17 protein-coding genes, 1 other RNA gene and 1 pseudogene are annotated in these 20,129 nt (G+C 59.1%); 8 read left to right on the forward strand and 11 right to left on the reverse strand.

Translation table 11 applies throughout. The annotated features are described in order from the left end of the window. Positions 1 to 58: 58 nt before the first annotated feature. From CCGE525_RS12925 to CCGE525_RS12965, 9 genes are all read right to left on the reverse strand, one after another. Positions 59 to 1,810 (reverse strand): peptidoglycan D,D-transpeptidase FtsI family protein, encoded by a 1,752-nt coding sequence (locus CCGE525_RS12925; RefSeq protein WP_120704613.1) that lies wholly within the window; start codon positions 1,808 to 1,810, stop codon positions 59 to 61. Next, positions 1,810 to 2,346 (reverse strand): cell division protein FtsL, encoded by a 537-nt coding sequence (gene ftsL, locus CCGE525_RS12930; protein WP_120704614.1) that lies wholly within the window; start codon positions 2,344 to 2,346, stop codon positions 1,810 to 1,812. Before ftsL ends, CCGE525_RS12925 begins: the two co-directional genes overlap by 1 nt. A 1-nt stretch (position 2,347) precedes the next feature. Further along, on the reverse strand, positions 2,348 to 3,373 hold the full coding sequence (rsmH, locus tag CCGE525_RS12935) for a 16S rRNA (cytosine(1402)-N(4))-methyltransferase RsmH (protein ID WP_120704615.1): 1,026 nt from the start codon (positions 3,371 to 3,373) through the stop codon (positions 2,348 to 2,350). 14 nt (positions 3,374 to 3,387) lie between these two features. Then, on the reverse strand, positions 3,388 to 3,828 hold the full coding sequence (mraZ, locus tag CCGE525_RS12940; RefSeq protein ID WP_120704616.1) for a division/cell wall cluster transcriptional repressor MraZ: 441 nt from the start codon (positions 3,826 to 3,828) through the stop codon (positions 3,388 to 3,390). A gap of 428 nt (positions 3,829 to 4,256) precedes the next feature. Next, positions 4,257 to 4,656: RNase P RNA component class A (gene rnpB / locus CCGE525_RS12945), an RNA gene on the reverse strand. A 67-nt stretch (positions 4,657 to 4,723) separates the two neighbouring features. Continuing rightward, positions 4,724 to 5,917 (reverse strand): NAD(P)/FAD-dependent oxidoreductase, encoded by a 1,194-nt coding sequence (locus CCGE525_RS12950; RefSeq protein ID WP_120704617.1) that lies wholly within the window; start codon positions 5,915 to 5,917, stop codon positions 4,724 to 4,726. An 81-nt stretch (positions 5,918 to 5,998) separates the two neighbouring features. Then, positions 5,999 to 6,556 carry a lytic transglycosylase domain-containing protein gene (locus CCGE525_RS12955; protein WP_120704618.1) on the reverse strand — a complete coding sequence of 186 codons (558 nt, stop codon included), beginning with the start codon at positions 6,554 to 6,556 and terminating at the stop codon, positions 5,999 to 6,001. 267 nt (positions 6,557 to 6,823) lie between these two features. Then, on the reverse strand, positions 6,824 to 7,585 hold the full coding sequence (locus CCGE525_RS12960; protein WP_120704619.1) for an N-acetylmuramoyl-L-alanine amidase: 762 nt from the start codon (positions 7,583 to 7,585) through the stop codon (positions 6,824 to 6,826). Beyond that, positions 7,582 to 8,292, reverse strand: coding sequence for a J domain-containing protein (locus CCGE525_RS12965; protein WP_120704620.1), 711 nt, complete (start codon positions 8,290 to 8,292; stop codon positions 7,582 to 7,584). The genes CCGE525_RS12960 and CCGE525_RS12965 overlap by 4 nt, the downstream gene beginning before the upstream one ends. 288 nt (positions 8,293 to 8,580) lie before the next feature. On the opposite strand from CCGE525_RS12965, the gene CCGE525_RS12970 reads away from it, so the two are divergent. The 3 genes and pseudogenes from CCGE525_RS12970 to CCGE525_RS12980 all read left to right on the forward strand — a co-directional run bounded on the left by CCGE525_RS12970 (position 8,581) and on the right by CCGE525_RS12980 (position 11,807). Continuing rightward, the gene (locus tag CCGE525_RS12970; RefSeq protein WP_120704621.1) at positions 8,581 to 9,792 is read left to right on the forward strand and encodes a pyrophosphate--fructose-6-phosphate 1-phosphotransferase; all 1,212 of its coding nucleotides are present in this window, start codon (positions 8,581 to 8,583) and stop codon (positions 9,790 to 9,792) included. Between the two features lie 59 nt (positions 9,793 to 9,851). Further along, positions 9,852 to 10,486 (forward strand): annotated as a pseudogene (locus CCGE525_RS12975) (LysE family translocator). Positions 10,487 to 10,601: 115 nt separating this feature from the next. Next, entirely contained in the window at positions 10,602 to 11,807 is a 1,206-nt protein-coding gene (locus CCGE525_RS12980) for a lytic transglycosylase domain-containing protein (RefSeq protein ID WP_120704622.1), read from the forward strand. Here CCGE525_RS12980 and CCGE525_RS12985 read toward each other — a convergent pair. Next, the gene (locus CCGE525_RS12985) at positions 11,801 to 13,231 is read right to left on the reverse strand and encodes a serine hydrolase domain-containing protein (protein ID WP_120704623.1); all 1,431 of its coding nucleotides are present in this window, start codon (positions 13,229 to 13,231) and stop codon (positions 11,801 to 11,803) included. The genes CCGE525_RS12980 and CCGE525_RS12985 overlap by 7 nt on opposite strands. Positions 13,232 to 13,419: 188 nt before the next feature. On the opposite strand from CCGE525_RS12985, the gene CCGE525_RS12990 reads away from it, so the two are divergent. The 5 genes from CCGE525_RS12990 to CCGE525_RS13010 all read left to right on the forward strand — a co-directional run bounded on the left by CCGE525_RS12990 (position 13,420) and on the right by CCGE525_RS13010 (position 18,763). After that, positions 13,420 to 14,667, forward strand: coding sequence for a BtaA family protein (locus tag CCGE525_RS12990; protein ID WP_120704624.1), 1,248 nt, complete (start codon positions 13,420 to 13,422; stop codon positions 14,665 to 14,667). Then, complete coding sequence (locus tag CCGE525_RS12995) at positions 14,664 to 15,338, forward strand: class I SAM-dependent methyltransferase (RefSeq protein ID WP_120704625.1); 675 nt, start codon at positions 14,664 to 14,666, stop codon at positions 15,336 to 15,338. Before CCGE525_RS12990 ends, CCGE525_RS12995 begins: the two co-directional genes overlap by 4 nt. Before the next feature lie 218 nt (positions 15,339 to 15,556). Beyond that, a complete protein-coding gene (locus tag CCGE525_RS13000; protein WP_120704626.1) occupies positions 15,557 to 16,348 on the forward strand; it encodes a glycoside hydrolase family 25 protein in 792 nt (263 codons plus the stop codon). 79 nt (positions 16,349 to 16,427) lie between these two features. Further along, positions 16,428 to 17,672 carry a lytic murein transglycosylase gene (locus tag CCGE525_RS13005; RefSeq protein ID WP_120704627.1) on the forward strand — a complete coding sequence of 415 codons (1,245 nt, stop codon included), beginning with the start codon at positions 16,428 to 16,430 and terminating at the stop codon, positions 17,670 to 17,672. A gap of 164 nt (positions 17,673 to 17,836) precedes the next feature. Beyond that, entirely contained in the window at positions 17,837 to 18,763 is a 927-nt protein-coding gene (locus CCGE525_RS13010) for a DMT family transporter (protein ID WP_120704628.1), read from the forward strand. 463 nt (positions 18,764 to 19,226) lie between these two features. On the opposite strand, the gene metF is transcribed toward CCGE525_RS13010, so the two are convergent. Continuing rightward, positions 19,227 to 20,129, reverse strand: coding sequence for a methylenetetrahydrofolate reductase [NAD(P)H] (gene metF, locus CCGE525_RS13015; protein ID WP_120704629.1), 903 nt, complete (start codon positions 20,127 to 20,129; stop codon positions 19,227 to 19,229).

Genomic DNA, 20,129 nt, shown 5'->3' on the forward strand with positions numbered 1-20,129 from the left:
CTTTTCGCCTTCTCGATCAGTCCGCCCCTCGCGAATCGACCCGTGTATTCTTTCACGCTTAATAAGACACCAGCAAGGCCGAGTTGCCGTTTCCGAAGCTGGGCTGGATTCCGAGTATGGGTGCGGCCCGCGCGATGATGTCACGAGCGATCGGCGCTGCCGTATAGGCCGAGATCGTGCCACCGTGCTCACCGGTCTTCGGCTCGTCGCAGAAGGTCATGACGACATATTGCGGATTGTCGATCGGGAACGCGGCTAGGAAAGTGTTGAAATTCAGCGTGTGCGAGTAGCGGCCGTTGACGACCTTGTCAGCGGTGCCGGTCTTGCTGCCGACGTCATAGCCGGGCACGCGGGCAGCCTTGCCCGATCCCTTGGAGCCGTTGAAATCAAGCAGGAAGCGGATGTCATCGCTGGTGCTCTTCTTGACGACGACCTTGGCGACCGCGTCGGCCTGCTCGCGAGTGCGCGGCAGGAAAGTGGGCTCGATCAGCCTGCCGCCATTGACGAGGGCCGCGCCGGCGACCGCCACCTGCAGCGGCGTGGTGGAGACACCGTGGCCGAAGGAAATGGTGATCGAGTTGATCTTCTTCCAAACATGCGGCTGGGTCGGCATCTTCACTTCCGGCAGCTCGGTGTCCATCTTGGTCAGCAGCCCCATCTTGGTCAGGAATTCCTTGTGGGCATCGATGCCGATGAGATCGGCGATCTTCGCCGTACCGATGTTGGAGGAATACTGGAAGATTTCCGGAACGGTCAGCACACGATGCTGCCCGTGGAAGTCGTGAATGGTGAAGCCGCCGATACGGATCGGGTTGGTGGCGTCGAAGGCATCACGCAGCGTGACCTTGCCGGAATCGAGCGCCATCGCCATGGTGAAAGTCTTGAACGTCGACCCCATTTCGAACGTGCCGTTCGTCATGCGGTTGAGCCAGCCTTCCGCAGCGCCCTCGTTCGGATTGTTCGGATCGAAGTCGGGAGCCGACGCCATGGCCAGCACCTCGCCGGTACGAGCGTCAAGTACCGCTGCACCCGCACCCTTCGCCTGGAAATTATTGACGGCATTGACGACCGCATCGTGGACGATATCCTGCACGCGCAGATCGACCGAAAGCTTCACCGGCTGCAACGGCTGGTCACTGGTCATGCCGGCCGCCGCGAGATCGGCAAGGCCCTGGTCGTCGATATATTTCTCCATTCCGGTCACGCCGCGGTTGTCGATATTGACGTAGCCAAGAATGTGGGCAGCGGTCGAACCGCCCGGATAGAAGCGTCGCTTTTCAGGACGGAAACCGATACCGGGGATGCCGAGCGCCAGAATCTGGCTCTGCTGTTTCGGCGTCAACTGGCGGCGAAGCCAGGCAAAATGCGAGGTCTTGACGGCAAGTTTCTTATAGGTGCCCTTGGTATCGAGGTCGGGCAGAACGGTGCGCAGTTGCTCGACAGCCTCATCGGGATCGATGATCTTGTTTGGCTCGGCAAACAGCGACACCGTGCGAATATCTGTCGCCATTAGGGCGCCGTTGCGGTCGACGATGTCAGGGCGCGAGGCCATGAGCCGATCTGGCGGCAGGATGCTCGAGGTCGTATCCGGCGGCGTCATGGCGAACTGGGCAAGGCGTCCGCCGATGATGCAGTAAACGACGGTAAAACTCACGACCAACAGAACGACACGGCTCTTGGCCTGATTGGCCTTGCGTTTGCGGGCACCTTCGAAGGTCGAGCCTCTGAAACCGTCGTTCGGGCGGTTATTGCCGTCGGTGGAGAAATGCGCCTTGCTTTTCAAGACCATGATGCGCGAAAGAAAAGACATCACTCGTCCACCGATCCAGTTGCGATATCGTCGACTTCTTGTTTTTTATGCTTCAGCAACGGCGGCGCCTTGGCGACCGGACGCGGTGCAGGAGCGGCGGCGACATCGGCAATCGCCTTCCTGATTTCCGCATCCGTCGTGTCGCCATTCTTCGACGCAGCGGCGGAATTCACCTTCCCGCCAGGCGCTTTGGCGCTGGCGCCCTTCGCGCCATCCTTGGCATCGGCAACGGTTTCGGGCGGAAGCTGCGAGCGCAGCATCGGCAACTCGTTCGGCTGCACAATCGCTGTCGACAGCGTCGGCTCCAGCTTGAGTTCACTACTATAGTTATTGACCAATCGCTCCAAACGGTTCGGCTGCACGACCAGCGCCCAATCCGCTTTCAGAAGCTCGATCGTGTCCTTTTCCAATTTGATCTCGGATTCGAGGCGATGAACCTCTTCGAGTTTCAGTTCGGCACGATGTTTGATGGTGTAGGTAACGGAGGCCATCGCCGTCATGACGCCAATCAGAACGATGTCAAAAGTCCTCAGCATATCAACCTCCGAGCTTTCCGAGACTGGCGAGATTGGGCAGATCGAAGATCGAGAGATCGGCAGCCTCGGCCGGGGCAGCCGTACGAAGACCGGCGCGCAGCTTGGCCGAACGCGCCCGCGGATTGGCTTCCGCTTCGACGTCACTGGCCGAAACCATCGACTTACCGATCGGATCGAAGGTCGCCAGCCGCTCATACACCATGGGCATGTGGCGGGAGCCGGTAGCGCGACCGGAGCGATCGGCAAAGAACTTCTTGACGATCCGGTCTTCCAGCGAATGAAAAGTCACGACGACCAGACGTCCGCCCGGCTTCAGCGCCCGCTCGGCAGCAAACAGCGCCTGCGCCAGCTCGCCGAGCTCATCGTTGACGAAGATGCGCAGCGCCTGAAAGACGCGGGTCGCCGGATGAATCTTGTCCTTGGCCTTTCGCGGCGTGACGATCTCGATCAGTCCGGCGAGATCGCGAGTGGTCACGAACGGCACTTCCGCCCGCCGTTTTTCGATTGCATGCGCAATGCGCGGCGCCTGCTTTTCTTCGCCGAGGAAGGCGAAAATGCGAATGAGATCGGCCAGCTTGGCGCGATTGACGACATCGGCCGCCGACACGCCGCTTGCCGACATGCGCATATCGAGCGGGCCATTCTTGCTGAACGAGAAGCCGCGCTCGGCCTCATCGAGCTGCATGGAAGAGACACCGATATCGAGCACGACGCCATCGAGCCCACCCTGCGGCGCATGATCGGCGAGCCGGGAAAACTGCGAATGAATGAGAGAAAGGTGACCGGCATGAGCAGCGACCATTGCCTGCCCAGCCGCAATCGCCGTCGGATCGCGATCGAGTGCAATCACATCCGCGCTGGCCGCGAGAATTGCCGAGGTATAGCCGCCAGCACCGAACGTGCCGTCAAGAATGAGCTTGCCGGCCGCCGGAGCCAACGCCTCAAGCACTTCCGCAAGAAGAACCGGAATGTGGCGAACCGGTCCGCCACCGGCATCAGTCGAGCCTCCGCCAGGATTCGCCACCATTCCGCTTCCTCGTTCTAGTCCGAGCGCCTGCCCGCCAGCCTGCGCTCCTCTCGTGCCTGCGCCTGCAAGGCCTGAAAGGCCTCCGGCTGCCACAATTGAAAATGATCCGCCCGCCCGACGAAGGTTACCTCGTTGGCGATACCGGTGAAATCGCGGATAAAATCCGTGACCATCAGCCGCCCTTCCGCATCGAGCCTCATAAAGACCCCGCCCCCGTGAATCAGGAGCGACATCTGGTTCGCCGCCGGCGAAAAAGGATCGTCCGCCGCAATCTGCCGCTCGAACCGATCGAGCAAATCGAGACCGCCGACGCTGATCGCCGGGAACACAAAATCCTGGAAACAATACAGCTCCTGGATATTGCGCTCCGCCAACACGGAACGGAATACCGCCGGCACGGAAACCCGGCCTTTGGCATCTATCCTGTTGGTCGCATTTGACAGGAAGCGGTTCATGACGCGAAACACCCGTTCCCCATGACACACGGGCGATCATTCGCCCGCAGACATAGCCAAAATCGGACACAGCTTCGCAAGCCGAAAGAGAGAACACCCTTCCGACACCTCCGAGAAAGGAGGAATCATGGCTTTGCGATGAACGGGCGATGATTTGCCCTTGTGCAGTGGGTTTTTGGGATACCATGGGACCATATGGGCGTCAATGGGATGAAGCCACGCAGACGTGGCCACAGCCTGAATATTCATAAGCTGTTAAGTTTAACGAAAGGTTAGGATCGCCCTGAGGCAAGGTGCCAAAACGGATTGTTTTCACGGATGAAAACGCCTTCTTCCGACACAGTGGAGAGGCTGAAAACCAGGCGTTCCGGCGGTCTGAAAAATTGTTTCCACAGCACCCGAGAGCATCGACTTTCGCCGAAAGATAATTTGCCAGTTGGCCTGTAAGCCGGGTTCTGTATGGCTCCGACCGAGGCCGGAACGTGGCAGCCATTCATCTTGGACGCCGCTTGCGCGCCGCCTCATGCAACCCACCCGGATGACCGGCCCGGAAACAGGCTGGACCGCTTTCGCGATCCGCGTCATCCCTATTCGGTTTTGCTCCCGGTGGGGTTTACCGTGCCGTCGCTGTTGCCAGAGACGCGGTGGGCTCTTACCCCACCCTTTCACCCTTACCCGATCCGAGGACCGGGCGGTTTGCTTTCTGTGGCACTTTCCCTGAGGTTACCCCCGCCGGACGTTATCCGGCACCGTGTTTCCGTGGAGCCCGGACTTTCCTCACCCCACCGCCTTTCGGCATTGGTGAGGCGCGGCTGCCCGGCCAACTGGCAGGGCTCCATTAGCCGAGAGCGCCGGTAATTGCCACCGAAATATGCGGCTTTCTCTTCCTGTCGGCCTAAACACGGAAATGCGCAGAGAAATCCGTATGGTAGCCGTCATCCTTGATTCGACCTTCGAGCAACAATTCGGCCCCGAGCCTGCCGATCTCGTCGGAACTTTTCGCCGCCATGCCGCAACCGCCGGTCAGAACGGCGGCGCGGGGCGACGACGTGTAACCGATCATCGGATAGCTCGTCGGTGAATAGGAAACGGCGCAGGAATTGGTAAAGGCCGATGGACCCGTCACACTCGGAACCAGTTCCTGGATGATCCGCGTCAGGTGATCGCGTGCCTTATCGCGGCCGGCGGTTCGAAACCACGCGCGCAGTTCCGGCTCGCTGTCGAGCTGGAAGTCATCCGGATCGCCACCGATCTTGATATAGTATTTCCCGTCCGGATAGCGGATCGGCGGCAGCAGATAGATGCTGTCGATATCGTCAGGCCTGGAAGATATCAGCGACGGCATGGCCGAAAGCGCTTGAGCCTCTGTCTCGCTTACCTCGAAGAATGTCACCGTGCGACCATAAACCTTCATCTCAACCGATCGCGGCAACAGATTCTCGGCAATGGAGAAACCGCCCGCGGCGAGGAGAACTTTCTCCGCCCGGAATGTCTCGCCTTCCGCGGTGGTGACGGCCACCAGGCCGCCCTCGTCGCGGATCGAGGCGACGGTCTGCTTGATGATGCGAGCCCCTGCCTCCTCCGCCAGTAGCGACTGCGCCTTCACCAACCGTCGCGGGCTGATATGACCGGCGCCGTGCGGCTCGTAGATGCCCTCGCTGCCTTCAGCGAAGGAGAAGAAGGGGAATTTCGCCTTCAACCCGGCGTCATCCAAAAGTTCCGTCTGAACACCGAGCCGAGCGGCGGCATCGACGACATTGCCGACATAAGCATGAGCGCCACCACGCTTCGGCCCGACCACGAGGCAACCGACGGGGGCATAGAAGTGAATGCCACTGTCGCGCTCGATCTCGGCATAGCGGGCGATCGAGCGGTTGGCGAGCCGCGCCCAATCGGCGTCCGGATCGATGGTGCGGGTGATCCGGCCTTCGTCGTAGTGACTGCCGAAAACACCCTGGTGGTTCGCGCGGTCGTCGGGTTCATCCGGGCCGATAACGGCTACGCCATCCGCCTGCTTGGCCAGATGGCGGGCGGCAGCCGCCCCCATCATTCCCCGACCGACGACGATGAACCTGAAATTCGCTGCCATGTTATATCCCTCGCAAATGATCGCGACTCGATAACATGGAAAGCAGCTCAGCCCTACCCGCAATCCTCTTGAGAGCGGCCGTTAATCAAGGAGCGCCAGCACCTTGCCGCAATATTCCTGCGAGACAGGATTCATGCGCGTCGCCGCGTGGCCGGCATTGTATTTGAGGATGGTGTTGCAGGTCGGTCCGCCGCCAAGCTTCTGTGCCATGGCGAGGTATTTCATGCCGAACTTAATGTTCGTGTCGGGATCGTAAAGCCCCTTGGCACTGCCGGCATAGCCCATCAGCTTCGCAGTGGTAGGCTTGACCTGCATCAGGCCGATCTCGCCGGCGCTGCCGCGCTTTTTAGGATTGAAATTGCTTTCGATCTGAACAACTGCGGTTGCCAATTCGACCGGCACGCCGTTCTGCTTGGCGTATTTGGCAATCACGGCCGAGTAGGGATTTTGTGCGGCAATGGAATTTTCCGTATCGCGCAATTCGGCGGGAACATTCGGTGTGGCATAGCCGGTCGTGCGTGTGATGGTCTTTAAAGGAAGGGTCTTGGTTTTTTCGTCGCGTGGGCCAGCGAAGGCGCAATCATATCCTGTCAGCAGCACGCTCACGCACGCTGCAGCGGCAATAATCAGATTTTTCATGTAGTCTTTTGTCTCCAGGCGCGGGATCGCGGACAGCACTAAGCCATCAGTCCGGCGGGAGGCAAAAAGAGCCGCCGGAGTGTACGGTCCCCGTTAGTCTTTACGGCCGCGCGACACACAAACCAGACTTGCGCGACCGCCGTTAAGCGGGCGTCGTTAGACCAGCGCAATGCGGAGATAATAGGGAAATGATGTGGCGCTGCAGTACGTTACGCATTTTGCGCGCTACGGTTTCTTTAGCATTGCAAAATGGAAACCCGCCTAACGTTAGGAAAAACGAGGCAGTGCGGACAGCAAGCGATGCAGCGTGTCGATGGTCGAAAAATCGGCGATCCCGTCCACCCTCTCCTGGCGGAAATGACGCTGGAAAGCCTCGACGTCACCCTCCAGCTTCGTGGAGAATTCGCCTGTAATTTCCGTACTGTAACCATAGAGCGAGAGCATGGATTGCAGCGCCTCGATCGGCTGTCCCGCATCGCCCTTCTGGAAAAACCGCCCACCTCTGATCGGCGTCGGCTCGACCCAATGACCGACCCCTGCTGCGGCCAGTCGCGCCCACGGGAATTTTTCGCCCGGATCGACCTTGCGGACCGGGGCGACATCGGAGTGTCCAAGTACACGCTCAGGTGAAATTGCCCAGCGATGGCCGCAATCGCGACAAAGTTCGATAATTGCTTCGATCTGCGCGTCGGGAAAGTCGGGCAGCCCGCCGGGATGGCCGGCATTGGCAATTTCAATGCCGATCGACAGCGAGTTGATGTCGGCCTCGTTGTGCCAGGCGCTCTTGCCGGCATGCCAGGCCCGACGTTCCTCCGGCACGAGCTGGATCACGCGCCCATCCTCGAAGATGAAGTAGTGGCTCGACACCTGGCTCTCGTCGCGGCAGAGCCAGTCAAGCGCACCTTCGGCCGTGCCCATGCCAGTATAGTGCAGGAGGATCATGTCCGGCTTGCGCCCGTCCTTCCGCTCGCCATAGTTCGCCGACGGCTGCACGCTGGCGCCTGCATAATCTGCCGCAAAGGAACTCATGCAGCGCGGCGTTCTTTCTCGATTTCCGCATATGCTGCGTTGAGGGCCGCCATACGCTCATTGGCGATGAGGTGGAATTCTTCCGGCACGCCGCGTGAGACGAGGCGATCGGGGTGGTTCTCATAAACCAGGCCATGGTAGCGGCGACGGATGGTCTTGAAATCATCCTGGGGCGACACGCCAAGTACCTTATAAGGATCGCGGCCGCCGACGCTGACATGGCGAGCCATGATCTGCTCGAACCGCTGCTCGCTCATATGGAAGATCTGGGCAATATGCTGCAGGAAGGCCATTTCCTTCTCGTGAATCAGGCCGTCAGCCTTGGCGATATGGAAAAGACCGTCGAGCACGTCTTCCAGTACCGGACAATTCTTTGAGCAGGTGACGCAGAGCGACGACAGCTTCTCGGCATAGGCTTCGTAACCGGCGACGTCCTGGCGGGCCAGATTATAAAGACGCGCAACGTTCTTCGCCTGGTCCGGCGGAAATTCGAAGATCTCGCGGAATGCGTTGACTTCGTTTTCAGTCACCACACCGTCGGCCTTCGCCATCTTGGCGGAAAGCGCGATGATGGCGACGGAAAAGGCTACCTTGCGGCGGGTTTCCGGATCGCCTTCGAACAGCGTGCGAATGGCTTCAACCACCGCCGACAGGGCATTGCCAGCGGTGCCACCAACAGCATTCAGCAATTTTTCCCAGAACGACATGATGGTCTTAACTACCCCTTCTGAATAAGAAACACGTTGATCAAATAATGGTTGCGATTGCAAGCAGTCCATTGGTCGCAGAGCCGAAAACACTTTTCACAATTCGGTAATGATGGCGTGTTCGAAGCCGCAATTTGTGATGCCGTACGGCCGGCCATGCTGATTGCCCGATTGAAAAAGCAAAGCATGCCTTTCTTAAATTCTTTACTTTACAGCCATCTCCGCCTGTCGCATCCATTCGAACGGCAATCACCGCAATGACGCAGCTAGGCTGCAAGGAGGATCCCCATGGCCAAACAAAAAGTCGCAATGCTCACCGCCGGCGGATTGGCGCCCTGTCTCTCCTCCGCGGTTGGCGGCCTGATCCAGCGCTACAGCGACGTCGCGCCCGATCTCGACATCATCGCTTATCGCTCCGGCTATCAGGGCGTTCTACTGGCCGATCGCATTGAAATCACGCCCGGTATGCGCGAACGGGCCCATCTGCTGCACCGCTACGGCGGTTCGCCGATCGGCAACAGCCGCGTTAAGCTCACCAACGCTGCCGATTGCGTCAAGCGCGGCCTCGTCAAGGAAGGTGAAAATCCACTCCGTGTCGCTGCCGAGCGCCTCGCCTCGGATGGCGTCACCATTCTTCACACGATCGGTGGCGACGACACCAACACGACGGCGGCCGATCTTGCCGCCTATCTCGGCGCCAATGGCTATGACCTGACTGTGGTCGGCCTGCCGAAAACGGTCGACAACGATGTTGTGCCGATCCGCCAGTCTCTCGGCGCATGGACGGCAGCCGAAGTCGGCGCGCATTTCTTCGACAATGTCAGCAATGAACAGACCGCCGCTCCGCGTACCCTCGTTATTCATGAAGTCATGGGCCGCAGCTGCGGCTGGCTGACGGCGGCGACCGCCCGCGCCTATATCCAGAAGACCAGCACCTATGAATATGTGGAAGGCTTCATGATGAATGCCGCCATGAAGAGCATTGACGGCCTCTACCTGCCGGAAATGGCCTTCGACATAGAAGCGGAAGCCGAGCGCCTGAAGGCCATCATGGACAAGACCGGTCAAGTGACGCTGTTCGTTTCGGAAGGTGCCGCTCTCGACGCTATCGTCGCCGAGCGTGAAGCCGCCGGAGAAACCATCAAGCGCGATGCCTTCGGTCATGTGAAGATCGATACCATCAACGTCGGCAACTGGTTCCAGAAGCAATTCGCCACCCTCCTCGGCGCGGAGCGCTCCCTGGTACAGAAGTCGGGCTACTTTGCCCGCTCGGCGCCGGCCAACGGCGAAGACCTGCGTCTCATCCAGGGCATGGTCGATCTCGCGGTTGAAAGTGCATTGAATAAGGTGTCCGGCGTCACCGGCCACGACGAAGGCCAGGGCGGCAAGCTGCGCACCATCGAATTCCCGCGCATCAAGGGCGGCAAGCCCTTCGATCTGTCATTGTCGTGGTTCGCCGAGGTCATGGAGCATATTGGGCAAAAATACACCCAATCCTAATTGACGGATCATAAATCCAATGTCTTTGCTGGCGGCGAATAGGAATAGAGGAGGATTCCATGTCCATCGAAACCTGGCTCGCTTTCGCCGCCGCGTCCTGCATCATGCTGGCAATACCCGGTCCGACCATTCTCCTTGTGATCTCGTATGCACTCGGCCATGGTCGGAAGACGGCGCTGGCAACCGTGACCGGCGTGACGCTTGGCGACTTCACGGCGATGACCGCCTCGCTCGCAGGTCTTGGCGCACTTCTCGCCACCTCAGCGACTCTGTTTACGATTCTCAAGCTGATCGGCGCAGCCTACCTCATGTTTCTGGAATTAAGCTCTGGCGCGCTCCGATCGTGACCGGCCCGATGGGCGATAATGACAACCTTCCCGAGGAAAAACCGCTGAAGATTTTGCTGCACGCTTATGTTGTGACGGCGCTTAATCCGAAGAGCATCGTCTTCTTCATCGCCTTCGTTCCGCAATTCCTCGACATGTCGAAGCCCTTCCTTCAGCAAACCCTTATTTTGGAGGCGACTTTCCTGACTTTGGCGGCATTGAACTCGCTAATTTACGTTTTCGTCGCCGATATGGCGCGCGGTTTTATCCGCAAGGCAAGCGTGCAGCGTGCCGTCAACCGGACGGGTGGAACCCTGTTGATAGCCGCCGGCGCAGTGACCGCCGGATACCGCCGGATGGCCGCTTGATCGCCGTCCAGGGTTGCGGGGAGATCACGGATAGGTTAATGGGGGATTCATAAATTTATTGACCCTGTGACTGATTTGCATCGCAGGGAGGTTTGGTTTTTTCGAAAGTGACAGAATGGTAACGATCGGATTTCCCAGCCTGAAGCGCAGCGTTGCCTTTTCGGCAATGATGTGCGGCGTTCTTGCGGGGTGTGCAAGCACTCAGCAACAGACGTCCCAGGCAGGACTCCCGTCGGCACAAACCAACGTGCCGCATCCGAATACAAACCCGGCTTCGGTCGGTGCTACATCGTCTTCAGGCGGCGTGGCTATGGCATCCACCACACCGGCAACAGCAGGCCAGCAGATCCAACCGCAGCAGCAGACCGTGCCGCAACAGCAGGCAGTATTGATGAAATCCGACCGCGTTGGCGCCGGTTTTGCGCAAAACGTTGGCGGCGGTTCGGCTGCTCAAAACCAGGTCCAAATAGCCCAGGACCGCATGGGTGGTCCGGTAACGAATGCGCCGAACGCAGCCAATCAGGGCACCGTCGCCATTGCGGCCGTGACCGGCACTCCGACGGCGAACACATCCGCAGCAGCCGCATATGCAGCCTCCGACGAGCCGCCGATCCCCGCCGTCGTCGCCATCCCGATTCCGAATCCCGCGCGTCCGGGCGATACCGCGCTTCTGCCTGTTTCGAGTTCCGTGACCGAGGGGCAAGCAACCATTCCGATGACATCGGACGTGGCCGCCATTCAATCCGTCGTTCCGACGCCCCGCCCTGGTGAAGATGCGCCGATCATGGCGCCGACCGAAGTCGCCTTTGCTGCACCCACGCAGATTCCCGGCATGGGCTACGTGGACAACCGCATGCACTACGATTTCAACTTCGATGCCAGCGGTCCAACGATCGTTCCGGCGGTGCTGCTCCCTCGGAATGACGATTCCTCGGACGTGCCGGCCGCTGAGAAGAGCTATGTATCGAAGCTCATTCAGAAATATGCCAAGCTTTACGAAATTCCGGAATCGCTCATCCATCGCGTCGTTCATCGCGAGAGCCGCTACAATCCGAAGGCCTATAATAGGGCCGGTTATTTCGGCCTGATGCAGATCAAATACAATACCGCCAAGTCCATGGGTTACGAAGGTCCGCCTTCAGGCCTGCTCGACGCGGAGACCAACATTAAATATGCCGCGAAATATCTGCGCGGCGCTTGGATGGTGGCCGACAACAAGGCTGAAAACAAGGAAGTCAATGCGGTTCAGCTCTATGCGCATGGCTATTATTTCGACGCCAAGCGCAAGGGCCTAGAGGCCGTCGCAAACGGCAATTACTGATTATCCTGGACCATTTTATTGGCGCCGGTCGGACCTGAGGTTTTGGCCGGCGTCGTTATATCCAGAATCTTCTTCAGCAGAATCTGCGGCTTGTAGTCGACCCAGCCCGGCGTCAGCCCCATGCGCACCAGCACGAGATTGGCCGATGGTACGATAGCAACACTCTGCCCATCATGTCCGAGCATCCAGAATGTGTCCGTCGGCAGGCCGAACTGTGCATCGGAGCCACCGGGGCCCGCGAGCCAGGCTTGAACCTGCGTATAGATACCTTCCGATGCCGTCGTCGGGGTCCGCATGGCGCCGACAAAGCCTTCCGGCAACAGGCGCTGACCTTTCCAGACGCCATCCTGCAGCAGGAATTGCCCAAAGCGCGCCCAATCGCGCGCCGTCGCGTAAAGATAGGAGCCGCCGACATAGGTGCCACGCTCATCGGCTTCGAACACCGCGCTGGACATGCCGAGCGGAGCAAACAGCGCCTCGCGCGGATAGGCGATCGCAGCACTCTCATTCGGAAGCCTGTTCATCCAGAGCCTCGCGAGCAATATCGCCGTGCCGCTGGAATAGTTGAAGCGCTCGCCGGCCGGAGCCTCCTGAGGCGCGCTGGCGGCGACCCTCGTCGAGTCCGGATCGAGATAGAGCATGCGCGTCACGTCGGAGACAGCGCCATATCCTTCGTTGAAAGCCAGCCCGCTCTCCATGCCGAGGAGATCGCTGAGCTTGATGTTCTTGCGCACATCGCCGCTCCACTGCGGCAGGAGATTCTGATCGTCGAAGGACATGCGGCCCGAAAGCATCAGACGGCCGATGATGGCGGCATTGACTGTCTTCGTCATCGACCAGCCGATCAGCGGCGTGCCGTTGTTGAACCCGTCGCCATAGGCCTCGGCCGCGATGCGGCCGTCCTTGACGACAACGATGGCACGCATTTCCGGACCGGCAAAGTCCGGATTGGCGATAAGTTTTGAAAGCGCGACGCCGGTCTCATTCTGATCCAGTACGACCTTACTGCCATCCGGCCAAAGGGAATCGTTTTTGGCCACCCTCACCTTGTTCAGGAAGACCGCGCTCCGTGCCGCATGTAAATCGCCGTCCGGAACTGTCGTGCACCCGAGCGCGCCACGATAGAGTGCATAGTTAGGCGCGAACATGCCCAGGAAACGGGCGGTTACTACCCCATCCTCTCGATCAACCGAAACACTGACGAGTTTCAGCGCTGGATTGCCTGGTGCCTGCACGTCATCCGCCAACACCTTTTCGGGATCGCGCTTGGCGATAAAGGTGTTCGAGCAGACGATTTTGGCGGCATAACCGTCGCCGACCCTCAGCAATTCCGGTGGCGAGACCGAAAGCCAGACGACACCGCCCGCGACAATGATCAGCAGCAAAAGGAAAAGAGCTCCGATCACTCTCGATATCAAATGCATATCATACCCTCCAAAGGTATGCGGACACAATCAGGAAACGCTGCAGTATGAAAGGCCTATCGTTATCGCACTTCTGTAAATGCCCGCGCGACGGTCCTTTCGGCGGATCTACCAACAGCCCACGTCATCAGACTGTAGCATTACCGGGTTACACGCCCTGAACCTGACAAATTGGTGACAAGACTCAGATGACGGAATTCGCCCCGGATGCCGGTCTCCGCAAGAACCGGAAAGTCAAGGAAGCTGTTCTGCAACACAAGGCTCTGTCGAAAGCCGGCTTTTCCGAGCGTCTGTTCGGCATGCTGTTTTCCGGCCTTGTCTACCCGCAGATCTGGGAGGATCCGGATATCGACATGGAGGCGATGGAGCTTCAGCCCCACCACCGCATCGTCACCATCGGCTCCGGCGGCTGCAACATGCTCGCCTACCTCTCGCAGAGCCCGGCTTCGATCGATGTCGTTGACCTCAATCGTCACCACATCGCCCTGAACAAGCTCAAGCTCGCCGCCTTCCGGCTGCTGCCCGCTCATGCCGATCTGGTGCGCTTCTTCGGCACGCCCGGCGTCAGCGCCAACAGCCAGGCCTATGACCAGTTCATTGCGCCGCGGCTGGATCCGGCAACTGCTGCCTATTGGGGCGGCCGCGATATGTATGGTCGCCGCCGCGTTACGGTGTTCAACCGCAACATCTACAAGACGGGCTTGCTCGGACGCTTTATCGGCGCCGCTCACGTGCTGGCGCGCCTGCATGGCGTCCGTCTCGCCAAGATGACGGAAGCGCGCACGGTCAGGGAACAACGGCAGTTTTTCGACAATGAGATTGCGCCGATCTTCGACAAGCCGATGGTACGCTGGCTGCTCGGCCGCAAGAGCTCGCTTTTCGGCCTCGGCATCCCGCCGCAGCAATATGACGAACTTGCGAGCCTCGCCGGCGACGATTCCATCTCGGGTGTTCTGAAGCACCGCCTGGAGAAGCTGTCGTGTCATTTCCCGATGCGCGACAACTATTTTGCCTGGCAGGCCTTCGCGCGGCGCTATGCCGCCCAGCATCAAGGGCCGCTCCCGACCTATCTGCGGCCCGAGCATTATCCCGCCATTCGCGCCAATGCTGACCGCGTCGACGTACATCACGCCAACTTTACCGAACTTTTGGCTTCCAAGCCGGCCGCCTCGCGCGACCGCTACATCCTGCTCGACGCGCAGGATTGGATGAACGACGAACAGCTGAACCAGCTCTGGGCGGAAATCACCCGGACGGCCCGCGAAGGCGCCCGCGTCATTTTCCGCACGGCTGCCGAAAAGAGCATCATCGAAGGCCGCCTCTCCCCCGCCATTCGTGATCAGTGGGTCTATTTCGAAGAGCGCTCGCAGGAGCTTAACGTCCGCGACCGCTCGGCGATCTACGGTGGCTTCCACATCTATGGGAAAAAAGCGTGAGCCAGGCGGACACAGGTCTTCAGACAAGCTCTAAGAGCCATGCCGGACTGATGGACGGCATGTACCGCTACCAGCGGCACATCTACGACTTGACCCGCAAATACTACCTCTTCGGCCGCGACCGCACCATTGCGCACCTCAACGTGCCTTTCGGCGGCTCCCTGCTGGAAGTGGGCTGCGGCACCGGCCGCAACATGTTGCTGGCGCATCGCCGCTTTCCGTCGGCCAGGCTTTACGGCCTCGACATCTCGCAGGAAATGCTGATCTCTGCCCGCAATAATTTTCGCGGCCTAAAGCAGACGCCGGATTTCCGTGTGGCCGACGCCACCGCCTTTTCGGCTGCCGATTTCGGTGTCGCCGGCTTCGACCGCGTTATGATCTCCTACGCTCTGTCGATGATCCCGGATTGGAAGAGCGCGATCGATGCCTCTCTCGATGCGGTTATTCCCGGCGGCGAACTGCATATCGTCGATTTTGGCCAGCAGGAGCGACTGCCGGGCTGGTTTCGCACCATGCTGAAGGGCTGGCTGAAGAAGTTCCACGTCACGCCGCGAGCCGACCTCCGTACGGTGCTGGAAGAGCGCGTTCAGGCGCGCGGTGCCAAGCTGATATTCGAAGAGATCGGACGTGGTTACGCATGGAGAGCCGTCGTCGTTAAGCCGCGCGCCTAGCGAAAAGAGTGGAATTCGGCATGAAATCCACTCAAACGGCATTTCAAGTATAAGAATTTACTTGAAGATAACACATTTTTTACGTTGATATGGTTAAAAAGTGGCAAGGCCGGCTGACAACAGCTTGGTCCATTGCCTCTTTTGGGACTTCGGGGACCACACATCACGGAAGCCAAGCTTTGGGGCAGCTAGATTACTCGCGCCATAACGGGATATCCATGCGCAGGCTTCTGTCATGCTTACTGCCGCTCGCCTTCCTCCTCAACAGCTGCACCATGGGCTATGACAGCTTTCAGACCGCGTCGGTACCGAAGTCTCGTTTCAAGGATACGAAGCCGCAGGACTTCGGCCGCGATCATCCGGAGCGTCACCCCGTTCACGGCATCGACATCTCGAAATGGCAAGGCGATATCAATTGGCAGTCGGTGAAGAACTCAGGCATTGCCTTCGTCTTCATCAAGGCGACCGAAGGCAAAGATAGGATCGATGACCGCTTCAGCGAATATTGGCGCGACGCGAACGCAGCCGGTATCCCGTACGCGCCCTATCACTTCTACTATTTCTGTTCGACGGCAGACGACCAGGCCGACTGGTTCATTCACAATGTGCCGAAGAACGCGAGGATGCTTCCGCCTGTTGTCGACGTCGAATGGAACCCTGACTCGCCAACCTGCCGTACCAGACCGGCTCCTGAAACGGTGCGCGCTGAGATCAAGCGCTTCATGGATCGCCTGGAAGCCTATTACGGCAAGCGCCCGATCATTTATACGTCGGTCGACTTCCACCGCGACAACCTCGTCGGATACTTCAAGGACTATAAGTTCTGGGTGCGCTCAGTCGCAAAGCATCCCAAGGAGATCTACGCGGATCGCAGCTGGGACTTCTGGCAATACACGTCGACGGGCCTGATCCCGGGCATCAAGGGACCGACTGACATCAATGTTTTCTCCGGTTCCGAACAAAATTGGCACAACTGGGTGGCGGCAGTAGAGAAGGAAGGAAATTCTTGAGACTGCCCGAACTTCTCTCTTGCTTCTGTCACAATCTTCTGTGAAAGCGACCCTATTCTGTCAGCAAAGAGGATCGCCCATGGACCCCTATACTATTCGACGCAGCGCACTCGCGTTGGTCTTCGCTTCAGCCATGGCAAGTGTGGCAATGGCGCAGAACGCAACCCCGACTGCGGCGCCGAATACAGGTGGAACCGGTGCCTCACAGGTGGCATGCGGCGGGGACCTCGCTTCCTTCCTGGCCGGTGTCAAGGCCGATGCCATCGCGGCCGGCGCAGATGCGGCCGCCGCGGACAAGACCCTTGCCGGTGCTCAGATCGACCAGAAGGTCCTCTCCATGGACCGAGGCCAGGGCGTATTCCGACAGACCTTCCTCGAATTCTCGCAGCGCACGGTCAGCCAGGGTCGCCTAGATATCGGTCGCCAGAAGATGAAGCAGTATGCCGACGTCTTCGCCAAGGCCGAGCAGGACTACGGTGTCCCTCCCGGTGTCATCACGGCCTTCTGGGCCATGGAAACTGACTTCGGCGCCGTTCAGGGCAATTTCAACACCCGCAACGCCTTGGTCACTCTCGCACATGACTGCCGCCGGCCGGACTTCTTCCGCCCGCGCCTGATCGCGCTGATCGAATTAGTGCAGCGTGGCGATGTTGACCCGGCGACCACCACAGGTGCATGGGCCGGCGAAATTGGTCAGACGCAGATGCTGCCCCCCGATATCATTGCCTATGGCACCGATGGCGACGGCGACGGTCATGTCAATTTGAAGACGAGCGCACCCGACGTCATTCTGACCACGGCAAGGTTCCTTCAGCATCTCGGCTTCCAGCGTGGCCAGCCTTGGCTGCAGGAGGTCACGGTGCCAGATAATCTGCCCTGGGAGAAATCCGGCATCGGCGGCACGCTCACGGCTGGCGATTGGTTCCAGCTCGGCGTCAAGCCGCGCGACGGCAACACGAATTTCGGCTCGCTGCCGGCCGCCCTCATCCTGCCGCAGGGTCGCAAGGGCCCGGCTTTCCTGACCTATCCGAATTACAACGCCTATCTCGGATGGAACCAGTCGTTCATCTACACGACGTCCGCGGCCTATTTCGCCACCCGTTTTGCCGGTGCTCCGACCTACAACAAGGGCACACCGGAAGCGGGCCTGAACGATGTCGATATGAAAGCGCTTCAGACCAAGCTCACGGCACGGGGCTACGATGTCGGCAAGATCGACGGCATTCTCGGCTCCGGCACGCGCGTCGCCGTCCAAAAGGAACAGTTTCGTCTCGGCCTTCCCGCCGATGGTTGGGCGACGCAATCATTACTGAACGCGCTTTGAGCACTACTGCTCTTCCAGGAAAGGCGGCCGTTGGCCGCCTTTTCGTTTTATGGACAAGCAACTATTCGGGGATCTTTCGGGCACTTGATCGACGCTCGGCAAGAAACGGGTGGAAAGCGCCTCTCCTTTCGCCAGAATAAGTTCAAAATAGCGGAGGCGCATCAATGAACACCACCAACGGCATGAACGCGCTGACCTGGAGTCTGCTGCTATTGCTCGGACTCATCTGGGGCGGCTCGTTCTTCTTCGCCCGTATCGCCGTTCACGACGTGCCGCCCTTCACGCTGGTTTTCCTCCGTTTGTCGCTGGCGGCAATAGCGCTACATGCCTACATCGCCGGTCGTTTCGGAATCTATGGTTTGCTGCGAACGCATTGGCGGCAATTCCTGTTGCTGGGCTTAATCAACAACGCCGTACCGCATGCGCTGATCTTCGTCGGCCAAACGCAGATGGGCGCGGGGCTCGCATCTATCCTGAACGCGACGACGCCGATCTGGACCGTATTGATCGGCAACCATTTCACCACCGACGAGCGGCTGACTTCCGCCAAGCTCGCCGGCTGCCTGACGGGGCTCGTCGGCACGATCGTACTGCTCGGGCCAAGCATGACTGATAGAGCCGAGGTTCCATTCTGGGCGCTGCTGCTGCCGATCCTTGCCGCGATCTCCTATGGCTTCGCCGCAATCTATGCCAAGCGTTTCAAAGGCATGGCGCCGCCTGTTATTGCGGCGGGCCAATTGACCTGTTCCGCTACCCTCATGCTGCCGGTGGCCCTTTTTGCTGACCAGCCCTGGACCTTGGCAACGCCACCCACCAGCGCCCTCGCCGCCATTTTCGGCATGGCACTCTTGTCGACCGCGTTTGCCTATATCCTCTACTTCCGCATCATGGCGCTCGCAGGCGCCACCAACGCCTCGCTGGTGACCCTGCTCGTGCCGCCGAGCGCTATCCTGCTCGGCTTTCTTTTCTTGGGCGAGCGACTGGGGATCACCGAAATCACCGGCATGCTGCTGATCGGCGCCGGCCTGCTCATACTCGACGGACGGCTCTACGCGCGCATGCGACCGAACGTCCGAACGAGCGGTCAATAGCCCAAACAATGGTTTGCCAGACCAAAGCCCGAATTAACCGATTCACGGTTCAGCAGGACACATTCGCCTTAATTTGCTCACGGCTAAATTAACGATGCATTAAATTTCGTGAGCGACATGCCGTTCAAATTTTTCATATAAAACAACATCTTGCCTGAAGATCGTGATTCAAGATCTGCGTTGCATGCCGCGACGCAGCATCGAATTCGCTTTCCAAGCGACACATTTTCGACATAGAGTTTACCAGTTGACTGAGGAGGAAGACATGGGATTGACGCGATCCATCAACGTCCTAGTGGTCAGTGCAGCGTTTGTATTCGTGCTGACGATGCTTTTCATCTAACGAAATACGAACATCGCAGGCAGCCGTACTCCTGAAAGCTAACAAAACAATCCATTTCATTTAAAAAAGCGCATGCCGAAAATCGACATGCGCTTTTTCATGTTCGTATCCCGGATTCCGTTAGGCAGCGGCACCCTCGCAGGCATCCGCCTTCCGCCGGATGCCCAATCGTTCGAGAACGGCTGAGACAAGCGGTGAGCGATTCATCGTGTAGAGATGAAACTCGTTGATGCCGCGGCGAACCAGGTCTTCGATCTGCTCCGCGGCGACATCTGCGGCGACGCTGGCCCGCTTGTCTGCATGCTCGTCTAGGCCGTCAAAGCGCTCATCCAGCCAAGAAGGGATGCTGGTGCCGCAGGCGCCGGCAAAGCGCTTCAACTGAGTCAGGTTCTGGATCGGCATGATACCCGGCACGACGGGAATCTTGACACCGGCGGCGCGGACGCGGTCGTGATAGCGTTCAAAGACGTCATTATCAAAGAAGAACTGGGTCAAAGCCCGGTTGGCGCCGTTATCAGCCTTGCGCTTCAGCATGTCGATATCAGCGGCGGTGTCACGGCTTTCCGGGTGCTTTTCCGGATAGGCCGACACGGAAATATCGAAATCACCGCGCTCACGCAACGCCGACACCAGTTCGGCGGCATTGGCATAACCGCCGGGATGCGGCCGGTAAGCAGAGCCGACGCCGCCCGGTGGGTCACCACGCAAGGCCACGAAACGGCGGACTCCAGCGGAGAGGAAATCATCGATGACGCGATGCGTATCCTCGCGCGTTGCGCCGACGCAAGTCAGATGTGAAGCGGTCGTAAACGGTGTCTCATGGATCATACGGCGCACGGCTGACAGGGTCGGCGCCTTGGTTGAGCCCCCGGCGCCATAGGTGACCGAGACGAATTCCGGCTGCCACTCGGTCAGGTCGGCGACCGTGTTCCACAATTGCACCTCGGCCTCTTCCGATTTCGGCGGGAAGAACTCGAAGGAAATGCGGATGCCACGCTGGCCGTTTTCAGTCTTTGAAGACAT

The organism is Rhizobium jaguaris, assembly GCF_003627755.1.
Classification (GTDB): Bacteria; Pseudomonadota; Alphaproteobacteria; order Rhizobiales; family Rhizobiaceae; genus Rhizobium; species Rhizobium jaguaris.